This window comes from Mesorhizobium sp. B2-6-4, assembly GCF_006441495.1.
Classification (GTDB): Bacteria; Pseudomonadota; Alphaproteobacteria; order Rhizobiales; family Rhizobiaceae; genus Mesorhizobium.
Window position 1 is genome coordinate 153099 of the sequence record NZ_VFUE01000010.1, and the last position, 13389, is coordinate 166487.

Below are 13389 nucleotides of genomic sequence, written 5' to 3' on the forward strand. Positions count from 1 at the left end.
GGTTGATTATCCTTTGGATTGGATTTCGTCGTAGAGCGCAGAGAGCTTCTCGTCTTCGGTGAGTTCTCTCGATTTGCCCGTGGATTTGGAGGTCACGTTGACCGAGTTCGCCCGCTTCGCGTCTGCCGTTCGTTTCGGATCGTGCGCAGCGGCTGTTTTCAAGCTGGCTGCCTTCGTCCTCAGATCAGGGTCGGCGTTCACGGCGATGTCATAGGCCAGGTCGAACAGGGCTTCCGGGGAAGCGCCATCGCCGAGCTTTGCGCGTGCCTTGGAAATCGAATGCACCATGTCTTCTTCAGGAATTTCGGAATAGAGCGGCTTGTCCTTCGACAAGCGGCTAACTTCCGCCTCCATCGCAGATGCGGTTGCACTCTCGTTCATTTTCTCTCGCACGATGCGCTCAACATCAGCGGCTCCGAGGGCGGCTGTTTGTCGATCGGCGGGAACCTTGGCCTGCCCGGCGAGGACCTGAGCAATTTGCTCGATCACTCCGAACCGTTGGGCAATTTCAAGCAGGCCGGCGACTGGATTGGCTTCCAGCCGGCGCTGCGCATTCAGCAAGGCGTCAATGGCGGCGGGCGCCGTGAAAGGTCGACCGTCCGGCGTGGTTTTGCCGGCCAACAGATCCTTGTTGCGCTCGATGCTCTCGGCGATCGGCTGAAATGCCGTCAGTTGCCGACCCTGGTCCGACATGCGCTTGTGGATGTCCGTGTCGCGCGCCGCAATCTTGGCCTGCACGTCCGGCGGGATCTTTGCCCAATCGGCATCCATGCCGTTCCAGTTAGCCGGGAGAGGCACGACGGACGCCGCGAGCGTCGAACCAGCGGCATCGTCGCCGGCCTCTCCCTTGCCCTCACCTTCCAGTGAGGCATTGTCCGCAGCGGTCTTGCCGTCTGCGGCCGTGAACTTGCCGCCCTGGTCTCGGGCGGGGCCGGCGTCGTCTTCCTGTTCGGCCTGGTCGTAGAGAGCGCCAAGCGCCTCATCCTCGCTGATCGCCACCGCACCGTTGTTCAGGTCCGCAGCCGCGGCATTATTCAGGTCTTCGACGCTCATAAAAATTCCTCGCTCACTTTCAGGCCTCGCTTCGCGCAAAAGGCCTTGTTCTTCAGCTTGCCGCCCGTCGGGGAGCAGCCGGGATCGCCGGCCTCGACACAGTTGTTCCGCTTCATGTCTTCGCGCCGCTCGCGCCTCGACGTGATGACCTTGCCGTTGATCGGGCTGGCGTATTCCGGCATGTTCGGCATGATCATCGGCGCGGAAAGCGGTCCGTCCGGAACGCTCATCGGCGCGCCGGTCTCGCGATTGACGATCCGGCCATCGCGCCAGACAAATCGTTCACCCATCAAATCGCTCCTGTCATGCCGAACTGCTGAGCCGCCATTTGCCGCTGCACCATGGCAAGCTGGGCCTGCTTGATCTGCAATTCGGTTCCTTTGATCTGCTGATCGAGCGCGGCGTTTTGCTGTTTGATGTTCCGGTCCGTTTCGGCATCCTGAGTTTTGATGTCGCGATCGACCTGGGCATCCTCGACCTTGCGTTTCTGGTCGGCAGCGGCGGCTTCAGCCTTGGGATCGGGCTTCGGTCCGGCCGGCTGCTTGCCCTTCGCCTTTGCCATCTGCACCAGCTCGTCAACCACGTCTTCGACGCTCTTGCCCAGATTGAACAACCGGGAGAACGAACCGAAGATTTCCATCGCCAGTTCCATCGGAAGCGCGCCCTGCTGCACCAGCGGACCAACCGCCTGGAAGTATTGGCTGGACGCCTCCATGAAGCCGGTGGCCTCTGCCTTTTGCCGCGTAAGGTCGGCCTGGATCGTGCTGTCGCTCTCGACATCGATCCGGAAATAAGCGCTGGCGTGGTCCTGCATGAGCGCTCGCAACTGGTTCAGGTGCTGAAGCTTTGCCTGCCGCGCCTTCTCCGCCTCCTGCGCCTGCATGGCCTGCTGCTGCAACTGCTGCATCTGTTCGGGCGGCATCGGTGGCTGGCCGGGCGCAGGTGGCGGCGGCGGTGGTGGAACCGGAATCGTTGTCAGATCCTGCTGTGTCGGCAGGATCTGGATATCGGTCATCTTTTGAAGCGTCTCGGGCGAGAATTTCGCCGGGATGATTTCCGACATCATCACGAACAGGTCGCGGGCAGCGCGCTCGATGTTGCGCTGCATCTTCTGGATGCGCAGTGAGCCCCATTGGCTTTTCAACTGCTGAGCGCCAAGTGTCTCTGTCGGCTTGCTGGCGCCGCGGACAATGTCCGAAATGCCGGTGATTTCGTAGATGGCCTGCTTGGACTGGTCGCGGACGCCGTAGAGCTGGGCCAGGACGACAATCAGCTTCTCGACCGGCCAGAACAGCACGGCATTCTGAAGCCCGCCCTTGGCCGCCCATATCTCGGCATCCGCGATCGGCACGAATTCGTTGTCGTCGGCGTCAAGGACGTTCTGGATGTCGGTCGAGCTGATCGCGTACCAGCCTTTCACCTTCAATTGCTTGGTGATGATCTGGATGCGCTTGGTCGTCGTGTCGAGCTCGTCAGCAAGCCGGCGATAGATCGAGAACGGATTGACCGGCATCAACCGGCCGTTGATCTCAATCGGCTGCACGGGCGTGGCGATCGGGAAGAAATTGGAAAGCCCGAGCGGGTCAGGAACCTTCTTCAGCACCTTGCCATCACGAACACTGACGAACAGGACGGTTCGGGATTTCTTGTCCCACACTTCCCAGACATCATAGTCGGTGTCGGCTTCCTGGTCGGTATCGCCGTCGGCCTGCTGACTGGCTACCAGATCGCCGTCGATGAAGTCTTCGTAGTCGTCACAGGCGATCGAATGGCGAAATGCATCCCATGGGCGGTCATCCCAGCGCTTCGAAGGGCCGTGACGGTAATCTTTCCAGCTCACAGCCTCGAAGCGCAGCCGCTCGTTCTCTGACCGCTCAGGGGTGGCTGGCGTGGCTGCTGGGTCGGCCGACGCCTCGTCCTGTTCGTCGTCTTCCGTGCCCTCGACAACGCCATCAGCTTCGGCCAGGTCGCGCAGCTCATCGTCTGTGGTTTCCCCGCCGACAATATCGCTCATGAAGCGAAGGCGGATGACCCCACGGCCAGCAAGGAACGCGTCCTGTGCCATGGCTTCCATCTCGACCTGAAGCTTGCTGTCATCGACCTGAATGCGGATAGACCGCTCGATTACCTGCGCGAAATCGCGCGCTACCGGATCGTCGGCGCCGAACCGGCGGCGGATGTCTGGCATTGGCGCCGAGTTGATGACGGCCGGGACGATGGTCTCGACATTGGCATACAGGACGTTGAAATCGTAAGCCGCGCCGGTGGCCTCGTCGGTGTCGACGAGATTCCCCTCGCTGGTATAGGCCTTGACCGCAATGGCCGCGCAGTCGAGCCAGTGCTTTTCCGCCTTGCCGGCGGCCTGGATCTTGTCCAGCCACTTCTTGCCGGTCTTGCGCAGAGCCTGACCGACGGCGGTCCCGGTGCTGCTCTTGGCGTATGAGCTCTTTTTGTTGTTTTTTACCATGAAGGATGCCGGCTCCTGTCAAACCCCGCCGCGCCGTTTCCGGCGCTTGATCCGGGCGTCGACGGCTTCGCGAACGGTCATGTTCGACCGGATCACGCCGTCCTTGGTGACTTCGTAGGCGAGTTCTTTCGGCTTCTGCGGCGGCTCATAGACTGGCGCCGCGTCTTTCCAGGCCAGACCGAGATAGCGAAAGGCTGATGCGATATGCTCGGCCCAGTCCTTGACCGGGATATCGAGAAAGCACTTTCGTTCATCGTCCCACAGGCGCCGGAAAGCCTTCAGGCCTTCGATGCCTACTTCTCCGCAGCGACCCTCGTCGAATTCTGCAACCTTGATCGTCTCGCGCGCAGCGTTGATGCCGTCGGCCACGCTGACCATCTGCACCATTTTCGGCTTGCGGCCATGCAGCTTCAGCGTGTCGAACCGGGTGCGCTTGGCTCCCCAATTCGGTTGCATGGCGTCGTGCGGGACATAGTCAGTGCCGTGGTAGCCCTTGTTGTCCAGCCACTTGCACCAGTCTTCCAGATCGTCGCTTTCCGGCCTGTAGAAATCGACGATCAGGGGCTTGCCGTTGATGACCTGGAAACACCAGATCGGGTTGTTTGCCGCCTTGCCAAGATCCCAGACGGTATGGACCGGGTGTTTCCAGTTGATCGGCACGACGCCGATGCGGCCTTCCACTTCAGCCGCGGCTAATTCCGCTCCCCAATAGGAACCGACCATCGCGCCGGCAAAAGAGCAGTAGAATTCCTGCTCAATGAGCAGATCGGCCATGGCCTTGCCGAAGAGTGCTTCGTATTCGCCGCGCTGATCCTCGATCGCTTGCAGCGATATCGCCCCGGTGTCTTTCGCCGTCAGGACTTGGGTAAACCAGCGGTCATCACCTGCGAACCGCTTCAACATCCCCTTCAGATGATTGTTGCCGCGCGGCGTCGAGATAAACGAGGCCCAGCCGCCATTCTCGGCCAGGATCGGTGAGAGGTAAGCCCATGCCGAGGGGTTGGCCAGCGCCCATTCCGAAGCCGTCAGACCGACTGGCGGAGACCCGACAAGGGCGTTGTAGTTGTCAGACCCGACGAGCTGCCATGTCGACCCGTTCTTGAAACGGATGAACATGTCGTTCTCACGGGTGTTCGCCCGGATCGCATGCGGGAACGCTTCGTCTATCCGCCTCTGGCCACTGTTCGGATTGACCGCTTCCCAGATCGCCTTCCTTGCCTGGGCATATTCCGGCAACATGTGCCAATAGGTGCCGACACGATTGAACGCGGCGACCGAATGCATTCGAAGATTGATGTCGTCCTTGCCGGCGCGGCGATGCCAGATCAGAAGCTGGCGGTTGCAGCCCTCAAGCCACGAATCCCATGCCGGTTTCTGATAGTCGCGCGGCTCCCAATTACTCGGAAGGTCGACGCTCGGCACGGCTCACCACGTTGACAGTCAATGCGCCGCCGTCAGGATCGGTCAGGGCAAGCTTGCTCCCGTACTTCTTCGGCTTCATTTTCTCGGCGATCCACTGCCGCGTGCTCACCCTCAGACTGGACCGGCGAAGCGCCTCGCCATTCTCCTGCCAGCCAATAACCGCGCCGTCGGCGTTCTTGCGCTCAATCCAGTCGTTTCGGCCGTCGTCGGCAATATCCACCATGTCATCGACGAATGTGTCGGCCTGGGCGTCGCGCGCGTGCGCGTACCTGGTCGCGAAAGCCTCGTTGACAGCCAGCCAGCGAAATACCGACGACTTGTTCGGCATGTCGTCGCCATCGCATATCGCACGAAGGCTTTCGCCGTCTGCAATCCTCTCGCAGATCAAGTCCGCGAGCTTTTCGGTGAACAGTGTTGGTCGTGACATGCTTTGACCCTCTGCGGCATCAGCGGGCACGAGGGCCGGCTGTCCGTGTTGGTAATGCCTGCAAAGGCTATATTGAGCGGGGAGATTGTGCTCTTGTGGCCGCCTCACAAAGGAGGAGAATCAACAATGCAAACAACGGACGAGATCAGAATAGGTGACATCGCGATGCAAGTCGCCCTAGGCGAAATGCTGAGAATTCTGATTGCGGAAACGTGCGATGTTTTTTCCAGCGACGCCGCAGATTTCCGGAACAAGGTCAACTCTATAAGAGATAAGTCCATTGGTGGGATCAACAGCCGCCAGCTTTTTCCTGAAGCCAACGAAGCTACCGAACAAGCCATCAAAGATGGTGCCACCGGATATATCGCAAGGCTGCTGGATTCGATTGGTCCGGCACCAGATAAGATGTGACCGCGCGCTGACACCAATGAAAAACCCGCCTGATTTGGCGGGTAGCGGGCGGATCAGGCGAAGCGTGACGGCGCGCCCGAGTTCCTTCTCCGCAGCCTTAGCCTCTTCCAAAGTTACCGCACGACCGTCGGGCAATCGACTGTTGCGAAAAATTGCTGAGCTTTTACAAAAGCGCCAAATTTGGCATTGCGGAAACCTTGGGGATGGATTGCCAGCAGGCGGCTTGCCGTCATGACACCCGCAATCTGGCTGCTCGACACGCGACTTGGTTGGTGATTTGTTGCCTCCTTTAACTGAGGGAGGCAACAAAATGTCCGAAAGAGGAACCATTGATCAGCAGTTGCACGACACGAAGAGCGGCGTTGCAATTCTGGTGACCTGCCTCGTGCAGGAGATTAGCAAGACGGATTCGACATTTGCCGACCGCGTGATGGAGCGCTTTGAGCGAGCCTACCGTGAGGTCAAAGAGAGAGACACGCCGGCACTTGATCGCCTTGAGCTGATCAATTGGGTGCGTGAGATGCTGACTGGTTGGAGCCCTATCAGTGGTCAGGGCAGGAAGTTTCTTGACGACTGATTTACGTGTGGTTGCGCCGGCTGGGCTCCGAAATCCTGGATTTTGGCGGCCTACTCCGGCATGCGGGAGGCGATTCCCCGCGACTCTCCGGCTGAAACATCTCGTAACGCCATGCAACGTTACACCACGTGACACGTAGACCGTCACGTGACCAGTGCGTGACAGTCACGCGACCAACGTTTGCAAACGGCAGCTAACGTTTGATGCAGGTACAGCTTCCCCGCTGCGCGAGGGGCGATCCTCACACCGTTCCGGCGATAGCTCGGAGGCCTCGCACAGACGAACGCATTCGCCCAAACTAACGAACACGGGACAAACGTCCCAAATCACACGCCGAATCTAGCCTATCCGTCCCAACATTTCAATGGGTGCCTTCGTCTTCACCTCGCGCCCCAAGATATTCAGCATCATGGTGATGTCTTTCTCGCCGACGCCATGGACGGCACCTTTGAGACCGATCAACGCGCCCTCTGTCACCTTGACCGTTTCACCGACAGCAACATTGTGGCCGTGCACTCGCAACTCGTCGAAGTCGCCGGCCTCTTGAGCGAGGCGGATGGCCTGGACGGTCGCGTCGTCGATCCAGATCGGATCACCCGGCCCGCCGTCATTTTGAGAGCGCAGCACCTTGTCGACCGCCGCGCAATTCAACACCCGATGCCAATGCACCGAGTAGAGCGCGAACAGGTAGCCATTGAGCAGCGGGTAAAAGCGCGTGACCCAGCGGTTTTGCCTATGGTGCCGGTACTCCTTCCGATACTGCGGCAGATAGACCGTAAGCCCCAGCTCGAGGATCTCTTCACCAGCCTTCAGGTCTGACGATGGCCGCGTCTTGACGATGAACCAGCGGGGCGGTTGCACGTGCTTATTCATGCTTTCCCTTTCAGATATTCGGCGGGGTCGATGTGCCTTACAGGCGATGCCGCCCCGAAGGTGCCGAGTTGCCATTCCCGATACACGCGGCTGCCCTGCGGATCGAACTTCGCCGCCGCCGCCTTCCTAATCCAAGTTGGCGCCTTGGCAGCGGCCCGCTTCATTTTCTTGGCCTGGCGCTTTTCCTTCCGGCTGACTTTCTTCGGCCTTTCCGCAGATTTCCGCAGAGATGGACCGGCCGACAGGATCTTGTTTGAAATCCGGTCAGCCCGCTTCTCCGATGGGGATATTGGCGCGCCTTCCAGCCGATCGGCGGCGCGCCATGCTTCCGCATTGGTGGGAAACGGGCCGGCCAGCGTTTCGCCGCGGTCGATCACCACGAACCCGCCGTCACCCTCAATCACCGTCATGGGCGGATATCCATCACTTCGTAGAGCATGCCGAAGCGAGCGCTTCTCGGCCTTTCCTTGACGGTCGGGCTGGTTTCCAATCGCTGCTCCCGCTCAAGTCGGTCCTGCTTCTCGCCTTCCGTTTCAAAGCGGCGGACAGGCACGCCCTTTTGCTTGATCGCCGCCAGCACGATTGCTAGCTTCTGATCGTCCAGGTTCGACTTGAATGGCAGACGCTTGCCATTTTCGATCAGATCGACGGTCCAACCCCAGGTGCCGGCATAATATTCGATCGAGTGGTTCGGCCGGCGGTATTTGAACGGCCGATTGGCACCGGTACGGGCAAGCCGTTCCGCGTTAGTGACGCCGAGCAGCTTTGCCGCCATGCGCTGCTCTTTCTGGCCGAGGGCGGAAAGCGCTGTTGGCTGCTTGTAGCCTGCTAACAGCTTCTCAGCCATCCGCTGCAACTGCTGTTCCGAAAACTCGTCGTCATCGCCAATCATGCGACATGCCCTCCGCCAGGCTGGTTGCTGCGATAGATGAGGCGCACAATTTCGGCCTGCACGGCCGACCAGAACGCGCCCAAGTGCTCGTCTTGCTCGATGTCGGCAATTCCGGCCTTTGCCATTTGCCTCAGCAGGCCGTCCGTGACCTGATCCCGATACGATTCCGCAGCCCGATCGGTGGGCTTGGCAATCATCTTCTCGGCAGTCGACCGGATGCGGCCTACCCTCTTTCCCATCGGGAACAGGATCACTTGGCAGGGCGGCGACCAGTCAAACAAGGTCGGCTGCATGTCCGCCCCCTGTCGTGTCGGTCTGGTAGGATAAGGATGTCACAGAAACCATGACGGTTTGCTCTGGTGAGTACCCGTTTTCGTCATTGTTTTCATGACGGCGCGTCATCGTTTTCATGACAGCTTCCTCCGTTTCGACATGAAATTCAGGACAGGGCCGTCATTGTTTTCATGACGGGGTTTTGCTTTCCTTGGGCCGTTGGTGCCGGTCGGGTTGTTGGCCCTCGGCCCTTGCACGGGAAACTCCCGGCCTGGGTGCCACTGGCGGTATAGCTTCCTGCCGTCCTGTTGCTTGTCGGTCCCAGGCATCTTGATTTCGGTGATTTCATAGGACGGGGACTTGGCCGCGCCTTCGACGCCGAGGCAGGCCGCTTCCGTTTGGAACAGAAAACCCTTGCGTTGAAGATCCCGAAACCCTTCAGCCGCCGTATCGACGGCGCAGCCCATGCATGCAGCGGCCTGCCGCACGCTCAACCTGATCTTGCCGTTGTTGTTGGCATCAGGCCCGCGCCATTCGAGTTTAACCCACGGATAAAGCGCCTGGGCTGTAGAAGAGAGCGCGCGCCATGCCGGCTCTTCCATCGTGTGCCGTATAAGCTTCGTGAAGTGCTCACCGGGCGGATTTCGCTGTTTCATTCGGCGCCTGCCCGGATCAGGTTTGCCTCGCGCTCGGCCGCGATGGCGTCGGCGATCGACAGGTTGAAACGCTTGCGAATTTGAGGAAGGATGGCGTGCGCCTTGTCGGCGCCGCCTGTGGCCAGCCATTGAGCAGCGTCGCCAATGGCATTCGTTCCGGTACTCTCATCGCGCCGGGACGCAGCCGCGGCGCTCAAGCGGCGACCGCCATTTCGGTATCAGTCATCAACATCGTCAGCTTGGTGTGCAATACGTACCGAGCATGATGGCCGGGAAACTGACCGCCATGGCCTTCATGGACTGTCTCAATGACCAGCCCGAGCGCCCTCGCCTTGAAGACATAGTCCGACCAACGAGGGCCGGGGTGTGTTATCGGTGTACAACCGGCCGCGCCGGCATTGATGAGCTGCTTGACGGCCCAAGCCACACGACCATCAAGCCGGAGCCGGCCGCCATTCGGCTCGATCTGCACAAGGATGCTGAATTTCTTCATGCCATTGTCTCCGCGTCACGAGCGGCGATACGGGCCGCGATCCATTTTTCAATGTCTGGCTTCAGCCACGCTGTCTTTTGCGCAGCCGTAGTGATGGGTGCGGGGAACCGCCTCGCATTGACTTCGCGATGAAGCGTTGCCCGGCTGAAGCGCACGATAGGCTTCAGATCTTTCCAGTCGAGGAAGAGAGGCATTTCAGGCGGAAGGAGTGGCTCCAATGTCTCAGCCCTCCGCCTGGGCGATCTGGAGGCCCTTAGCGACCAGCCGACGAATCGCTTCGGCTCTCGACCTCACCCGATTTTCGAAACTCCAATCGTCCACCCGTTCCAGAAATTCTTTCGACGCCTGAAACGGCACGCGCTCAGACATCTGTTCCGGGGCTGTTCCGGCTTTGTCTGGATGCATTGCACGGTCCTTTCTGCAAAATGCACTGTTTTTCTAGTGCAATCTTTACCACTGTGCAAATGAGGCGTCTACTGCATATTGCGCAGGTGATGACAGCAATGTACTTATCCCCAAGTTCGAAGGGGTATGAATATGGCTGATGAGCAGAGGCGCGCCAGCAAGGCGGACGCGAAAAGCCAGACGTTGACGATTCGCCTGGATCTAAAGACCAAGTTCATGCTGGAATTCGTCTCGCGGCTACGCGGGCAGAACATCACGACTGTGGTCGAAAGGGCCGTGGCAACGGTCGCCGGGGCTGAGACGATCCCGCGAGGAGGCCAGTTCGAACCAGACCTCACTTGGCAGGCGTTGTGGAGCGTGAGCGAGGGAGTGCGCACCTTGCGCGTTGCAGACGTTCCCGAACTTTTCCCGACCTACGAGGAAGAGCGGCGCCTGGCCTTCGCCAAGGAGCACTGGCCATTCTTCTATACAAATCGCGGTTGCCGAGTGCTTCAGCAGTTCTACGTTGACGTCCTGTGGCCCCGTATCGAGGATTTCATCTCGCTTCATGAGGCTAAAAGACACGAGAACTATTTCGGCGCCGGCCAGGCGATGCAGGAGGCGCTGAGAGCTGCGAAGCTGCAAGCGCCGGAATGGCCGGTAAAACCGGAGCCGGCCACTCCCCCAACACCCAAGACGTCAGGACGCGACCTAGACGACGAAATCCCGTTCTAGGCCTTAAGCGGTAGCACCTTGGCGCCCTGCCCTACTATCCCTGCGATGTGCGCCGACACCAGCTTATGAGCTTCGCGCCGTTCCGGCATGAAGTCGTTTCGGACATAGTGTGCGAACGTGACGCTGGAATTAACAGACTGGTGATTGAGCGAAGCCGCAATCACATGGGGAGGAACCCCTAGCTTGCTCGCAAGGGTCGCCCAGGTGCGCCGGACGTCGTGAGCAGTCCAACCGGCCACCGGCATGGTTGCGTCCCTTTGGCGTCGCCCCTTGCCCGCCTCTGTCCCCTTCTGCGCCTTTGCCAGCTCGTTGGCGACGACATCGCCACGAAGGCAACCATCTTCGCCGACAGGGAACAGGTAGCCCTTCTTGCCTTCGGCCAGGCGCTTTAGAATAGCCTTTGCTGTCCCTGTCATAGGTACTTCGTGCGCCAAGCCGTTCTTGACCCTGTCAGGCGGCAGGCAAATCATATCCCCGACAAAGTCGAGTTCACGGACATGGATCGCGGCAATCTCGCTGACGCGGCAAGCGGTCTCGAACAGCAATCGGACAACGTCTTCAACCCCGTCGCGCATGCCGGCAGTCGGTAGCGCCTCAAACACATTTTTGATTTCAGCAGCGTTCAGGACACGGTCGCGCACGTTGTTGCGCTGTGGAGCCTTCATGCCGAAGGTAACGTCGCGATCGATAACGCCCCGGCCCACCGCCCAACGAACCACCGCCCGGACATCTTCAAAGCATCGAGAGGCTTCAGTTTTGGCGCCGCGATCCTCAACTGCGTCGAGCGCTTTCACGATATCGCGTCTGTGAAGGTTTGGGACTAACACCGCGCCAAGTCCGTGCACCGGGTCCAGGATGTTGCGCCGCAGCCGCCGCGTCACCTCATCCGCGCTACGCAGGCCGACCACACGGCGGGCGATATAATCTTCCACGAGTTCCGACATCGTCAGCGCTGAGGCCGCAGCAGCCGCGGCTGCCTCTTTCACGGTCTTCGGGTCTTTGCCGTCCGCGACATCGGCTTTCATCTCCCGTGCGCGTTTCCGGGCTTTGCCTACACCGAACTCTTCGGAATATTCGCCGAGCGTCACGCGCACCCGTTGGCGGCTTCCCGGCCTGGTGTACATGAGCGACCACGTCTTGCGCGTCGGGCTTACGCGCAGTGCCAAGCCGGGCTCAAGTGTGTCGAAGTAATCCGTCTGTGCTTCGGCCTTCACTGTGGCAACGAAGCGATCCGTCAGCTTTTCCTTGGGCAATTCGCGTCCTCGCTTGCGTACCTAGCCGCTGCTCTAGGTACGCAAAACCATGAGCTTGGCTGAGAATGGGTGCACATTGTTAGGACGATTTGAGCCGCACGAGCAAAGGAATTGTAGGGTTTTCAGATATCAACTGTTCTCACCCAGAATCAGCCAAGAGCGAGCGGCAAAACCTGTTAACCGGTTGGTCGCTGGTTCGAATCCGGCCCGGGGAGCCACTTAATCCAGGTCCGTTCCGGACACATAGGTTACGGTTTATACCGGAGACATGGGTAACACTTTTGGCCCGAAGGGGTTTTGGAGTGGTTCGAGCCTGCATGTCTCATCATCGAAATATCCCAAATCGTAGTCCATGAAGCTAGCCAGCCAGATATGGTCCTCGACCTGTTTGATGCCGACGATCTGGCCGGCAAAGACAAGGCTGAGGTTGATCTTCTTTCTGTTATAGCAGATGCGGCCGCAGGTGGTGACGGTGAGGGCCTTGTCGTGAAACGGATAGTCGAGGTCTGGTAGGCCGGCATAGGGACGCGTTGAGGGCGCGTAGCGCTCCGCCGGGTAGTCCATGTCGAGCGCCTGGTGCGGGCGTTCTGAGTTGAACTCATCGATGAAGTCATCGAACCTGGCCTGCTGTTGAAGGAAATTGGCACCAGCCGGTTTGGTGGTTTCCTTCTTCAGGGTGAGGTGCATGCGCTCATGACGCCCGTTCTGCTGCGGGCAGCCCGGCTTGATGCGCTCGATGTCGATGCCCAGGCGCAGCCACCAGACCGACAGCTTGCTGAGGTTGAACAGCGCATTGGGGCTGGCGAAGGGAACGCCATTGTCGGTCCTGATCGCGCTGGGGAGGCCGAACTCTTTGAAAACGCTTTCGAACACGGTGAAGGCATAGGCTTCCTTGGTGGTCGAGAGCGCCTCGCAGGCGATGAGATAGCGGCTGGCAAAGTCGGTGATCGTCAACGGATAGCAATAGCGCCGATCGGCGAGCATGAACTCGCCCTTGTAGTCGGCACACCACAGATCGTTGGGGCGACAGCCGTTTGAAAGCGGTGTCCCCGTCGCCCGGTTTCGCCTGCGCTTGCGGTGCTCGACCAGGCCGTGGCGATCGAGCACGGCGTGCACCGTCGAGATCGCCGGCCGGTGCACATCCGGATACAGCCGGGCCAGCCGCTCGCGTATCTTCGGCGCGCCCCATGTCGGCTTGTCTTGCTTGAGGCGCACAATCAGCTTCTCGATTTGAAACGGAAGCTGATTGGCGTGGCGATAGGGCCGACGCGATCGATCCGTCAGCCCCTCCAGGCCGCTACCGTTGTAGCGCGCGAGGATCTTGTAGCCGGTCTTGCGCGAGATATCGAACTCTCGGCAAAGCACGGCCATCTTCTCACCGTCCAGCAGCCGGGCGACGAACTTCAGCCGCTCTTCCATGACGTTACACTCCTTCCAAGGCACCTTGCTCTCCTTGCAAAGGGCCGAAAGTGT

The 13389-nt window shown here is 59.7% G+C and carries 19 protein-coding genes; 3 read left to right on the plus strand and 16 right to left on the minus strand.

Annotation, left to right across the window (positions count from 1 at the left end; genetic code table 11):
- Positions 1 to 6: 6 nt before the first annotated feature.
- Genes FJ426_RS15845 through FJ426_RS15865 form a run of 5 tightly spaced genes read right to left on the minus strand, consistent with a single transcriptional unit; the run spans position 7 to position 5369 of the window.
- Positions 7 to 1053: a hypothetical protein gene (locus FJ426_RS15845; protein ID WP_140825284.1), complete on the minus strand. Its 1047-nt coding sequence runs from the start codon at positions 1051 to 1053 to the stop codon at positions 7 to 9.
- Positions 1050 to 1343, minus strand: a complete 294-nt coding sequence (locus FJ426_RS15850) for a hypothetical protein (protein WP_140764246.1) — start codon at positions 1341 to 1343, stop codon at positions 1050 to 1052. The genes FJ426_RS15845 and FJ426_RS15850 overlap by 4 nt, the downstream gene beginning before the upstream one ends.
- Positions 1343 to 3520: a hypothetical protein gene (locus FJ426_RS15855; protein ID WP_140825285.1), complete on the minus strand. Its 2178-nt coding sequence runs from the start codon at positions 3518 to 3520 to the stop codon at positions 1343 to 1345. The genes FJ426_RS15850 and FJ426_RS15855 overlap by 1 nt, the downstream gene beginning before the upstream one ends.
- An 18-nt stretch (positions 3521 to 3538) precedes the next feature.
- On the minus strand, positions 3539 to 4942 hold the full coding sequence (locus FJ426_RS15860; RefSeq protein ID WP_140764240.1) for a hypothetical protein: 1404 nt from the start codon (positions 4940 to 4942) through the stop codon (positions 3539 to 3541).
- Positions 4917 to 5369 carry a terminase small subunit protein gene (locus FJ426_RS15865; protein WP_140825304.1) on the minus strand — a complete coding sequence of 151 codons (453 nt, stop codon included), beginning with the start codon at positions 5367 to 5369 and terminating at the stop codon, positions 4917 to 4919. Before FJ426_RS15865 ends, FJ426_RS15860 begins: the two co-directional genes overlap by 26 nt.
- Positions 5370 to 5495: 126 nt before the next feature.
- Between FJ426_RS15865 and FJ426_RS15870 the strand changes: the two genes are divergently transcribed.
- Together FJ426_RS15870 and FJ426_RS15875 are read left to right on the plus strand one after the other, a co-directional pair.
- The gene (locus FJ426_RS15870; protein ID WP_140825286.1) at positions 5496 to 5780 is read left to right on the plus strand and encodes a hypothetical protein; all 285 of its coding nucleotides are present in this window, start codon (positions 5496 to 5498) and stop codon (positions 5778 to 5780) included.
- A 310-nt stretch (positions 5781 to 6090) separates the two neighbouring features.
- Positions 6091 to 6357, plus strand: coding sequence for a hypothetical protein (locus FJ426_RS15875; protein ID WP_140825287.1), 267 nt, complete (start codon positions 6091 to 6093; stop codon positions 6355 to 6357).
- A gap of 339 nt (positions 6358 to 6696) precedes the next feature.
- On the opposite strand, the gene FJ426_RS15880 is transcribed toward FJ426_RS15875, so the two are convergent.
- The 9 genes from FJ426_RS15880 to FJ426_RS31365 form a co-directional block, all read right to left on the minus strand.
- Positions 6697 to 7230 carry a transcription termination/antitermination NusG family protein gene (locus tag FJ426_RS15880; protein WP_181176945.1) on the minus strand — a complete coding sequence of 178 codons (534 nt, stop codon included), beginning with the start codon at positions 7228 to 7230 and terminating at the stop codon, positions 6697 to 6699.
- Positions 7227 to 7610, minus strand: a complete 384-nt coding sequence (locus FJ426_RS15885) for a hypothetical protein (RefSeq protein WP_181176946.1) — start codon at positions 7608 to 7610, stop codon at positions 7227 to 7229. Before FJ426_RS15885 ends, FJ426_RS15880 begins: the two co-directional genes overlap by 4 nt.
- A gap of 26 nt (positions 7611 to 7636) precedes the next feature.
- On the minus strand, positions 7637 to 8122 hold the full coding sequence (locus tag FJ426_RS15890) for a hypothetical protein (RefSeq protein ID WP_140825290.1): 486 nt from the start codon (positions 8120 to 8122) through the stop codon (positions 7637 to 7639).
- Complete coding sequence (locus tag FJ426_RS15895) at positions 8119 to 8415, minus strand: DUF6074 family protein (protein ID WP_140825291.1); 297 nt, start codon at positions 8413 to 8415, stop codon at positions 8119 to 8121. The genes FJ426_RS15890 and FJ426_RS15895 overlap by 4 nt, the downstream gene beginning before the upstream one ends.
- Positions 8396 to 8533: a hypothetical protein gene (locus FJ426_RS31360; protein ID WP_181176947.1), complete on the minus strand. Its 138-nt coding sequence runs from the start codon at positions 8531 to 8533 to the stop codon at positions 8396 to 8398. The genes FJ426_RS15895 and FJ426_RS31360 overlap by 20 nt, the downstream gene beginning before the upstream one ends.
- Positions 8530 to 9051 (minus strand): hypothetical protein, encoded by a 522-nt coding sequence (locus FJ426_RS15900; protein WP_140825292.1) that lies wholly within the window; start codon positions 9049 to 9051, stop codon positions 8530 to 8532. The genes FJ426_RS31360 and FJ426_RS15900 overlap by 4 nt, the downstream gene beginning before the upstream one ends.
- Positions 9048 to 9248, minus strand: coding sequence for a hypothetical protein (locus tag FJ426_RS15905; protein ID WP_140825293.1), 201 nt, complete (start codon positions 9246 to 9248; stop codon positions 9048 to 9050). Before FJ426_RS15905 ends, FJ426_RS15900 begins: the two co-directional genes overlap by 4 nt.
- Complete coding sequence (locus FJ426_RS15910; protein WP_140825294.1) at positions 9245 to 9544, minus strand: hypothetical protein; 300 nt, start codon at positions 9542 to 9544, stop codon at positions 9245 to 9247. Before FJ426_RS15910 ends, FJ426_RS15905 begins: the two co-directional genes overlap by 4 nt.
- Positions 9545 to 9766: 222 nt before the next feature.
- Entirely contained in the window at positions 9767 to 9949 is a 183-nt protein-coding gene (locus FJ426_RS31365) for a hypothetical protein (RefSeq protein WP_181176948.1), read from the minus strand.
- Between the two features lie 132 nt (positions 9950 to 10081).
- On the opposite strand from FJ426_RS31365, the gene FJ426_RS15920 reads away from it, so the two are divergent.
- A complete protein-coding gene (locus FJ426_RS15920; RefSeq protein WP_140825296.1) occupies positions 10082 to 10663 on the plus strand; it encodes a hypothetical protein in 582 nt (193 codons plus the stop codon).
- Here the strand turns inward: FJ426_RS15920 and FJ426_RS15925 are convergent.
- Positions 10660 to 11916, minus strand: coding sequence for an integrase arm-type DNA-binding domain-containing protein (locus FJ426_RS15925; protein ID WP_140825297.1), 1257 nt, complete (start codon positions 11914 to 11916; stop codon positions 10660 to 10662). The genes FJ426_RS15920 and FJ426_RS15925 overlap by 4 nt on opposite strands.
- Positions 11917 to 12171: 255 nt before the next feature.
- On the minus strand, positions 12172 to 13335 hold the full coding sequence (locus FJ426_RS15930; protein ID WP_140729650.1) for a helix-turn-helix domain-containing protein: 1164 nt from the start codon (positions 13333 to 13335) through the stop codon (positions 12172 to 12174).
- Positions 13336 to 13389: the final 54 nt, after the last annotated feature.

What these genes read in the sequence shown, in the direction of transcription:
- FJ426_RS15845 (WP_140825284.1), bottom strand. Translation starts at nt 1,053, where the DNA reads ATGAGCGTCGAAGACCTGAATAATGCCGCGGCTGCGGACCTGAACAAC.
- FJ426_RS15850 (WP_140764246.1), bottom strand. Translation starts at nt 1,343, where the DNA reads ATGGGTGAACGATTTGTCTGGCGCGATGGCCGGATCGTCAATCGCGAG.
- FJ426_RS15855 (WP_140825285.1), bottom strand. Translation starts at nt 3,520, where the DNA reads ATGGTAAAAAACAACAAAAAGAGCTCATACGCCAAGAGCAGCACCGGG.
- FJ426_RS15865 (WP_140825304.1), bottom strand. Translation starts at nt 5,369, where the DNA reads ATGTCACGACCAACACTGTTCACCGAAAAGCTCGCGGACTTGATCTGC.
- FJ426_RS15870 (WP_140825286.1), top strand. Translation starts at nt 5,496, where the DNA reads ATGCAAACAACGGACGAGATCAGAATAGGTGACATCGCGATGCAAGTC.
- FJ426_RS15875 (WP_140825287.1), top strand. Translation starts at nt 6,091, where the DNA reads ATGTCCGAAAGAGGAACCATTGATCAGCAGTTGCACGACACGAAGAGC.
- FJ426_RS15880 (WP_181176945.1), bottom strand. Translation starts at nt 7,230, where the DNA reads ATGAATAAGCACGTGCAACCGCCCCGCTGGTTCATCGTCAAGACGCGG.
- FJ426_RS15890 (WP_140825290.1), bottom strand. Translation starts at nt 8,122, where the DNA reads ATGATTGGCGATGACGACGAGTTTTCGGAACAGCAGTTGCAGCGGATG.
- FJ426_RS15895 (WP_140825291.1), bottom strand. Translation starts at nt 8,415, where the DNA reads ATGCAGCCGACCTTGTTTGACTGGTCGCCGCCCTGCCAAGTGATCCTG.
- FJ426_RS31360 (WP_181176947.1), bottom strand. Translation starts at nt 8,533, where the DNA reads ATGAAAACGATGACGCGCCGTCATGAAAACAATGACGAAAACGGGTAC.
- FJ426_RS15900 (WP_140825292.1), bottom strand. Translation starts at nt 9,051, where the DNA reads ATGAAACAGCGAAATCCGCCCGGTGAGCACTTCACGAAGCTTATACGG.
- FJ426_RS15910 (WP_140825294.1), bottom strand. Translation starts at nt 9,544, where the DNA reads ATGAAGAAATTCAGCATCCTTGTGCAGATCGAGCCGAATGGCGGCCGG.
- FJ426_RS31365 (WP_181176948.1), bottom strand. Translation starts at nt 9,949, where the DNA reads ATGCATCCAGACAAAGCCGGAACAGCCCCGGAACAGATGTCTGAGCGC.
- FJ426_RS15920 (WP_140825296.1), top strand. Translation starts at nt 10,082, where the DNA reads ATGGCTGATGAGCAGAGGCGCGCCAGCAAGGCGGACGCGAAAAGCCAG.
- FJ426_RS15930 (WP_140729650.1), bottom strand. Translation starts at nt 13,335, where the DNA reads ATGGAAGAGCGGCTGAAGTTCGTCGCCCGGCTGCTGGACGGTGAGAAG.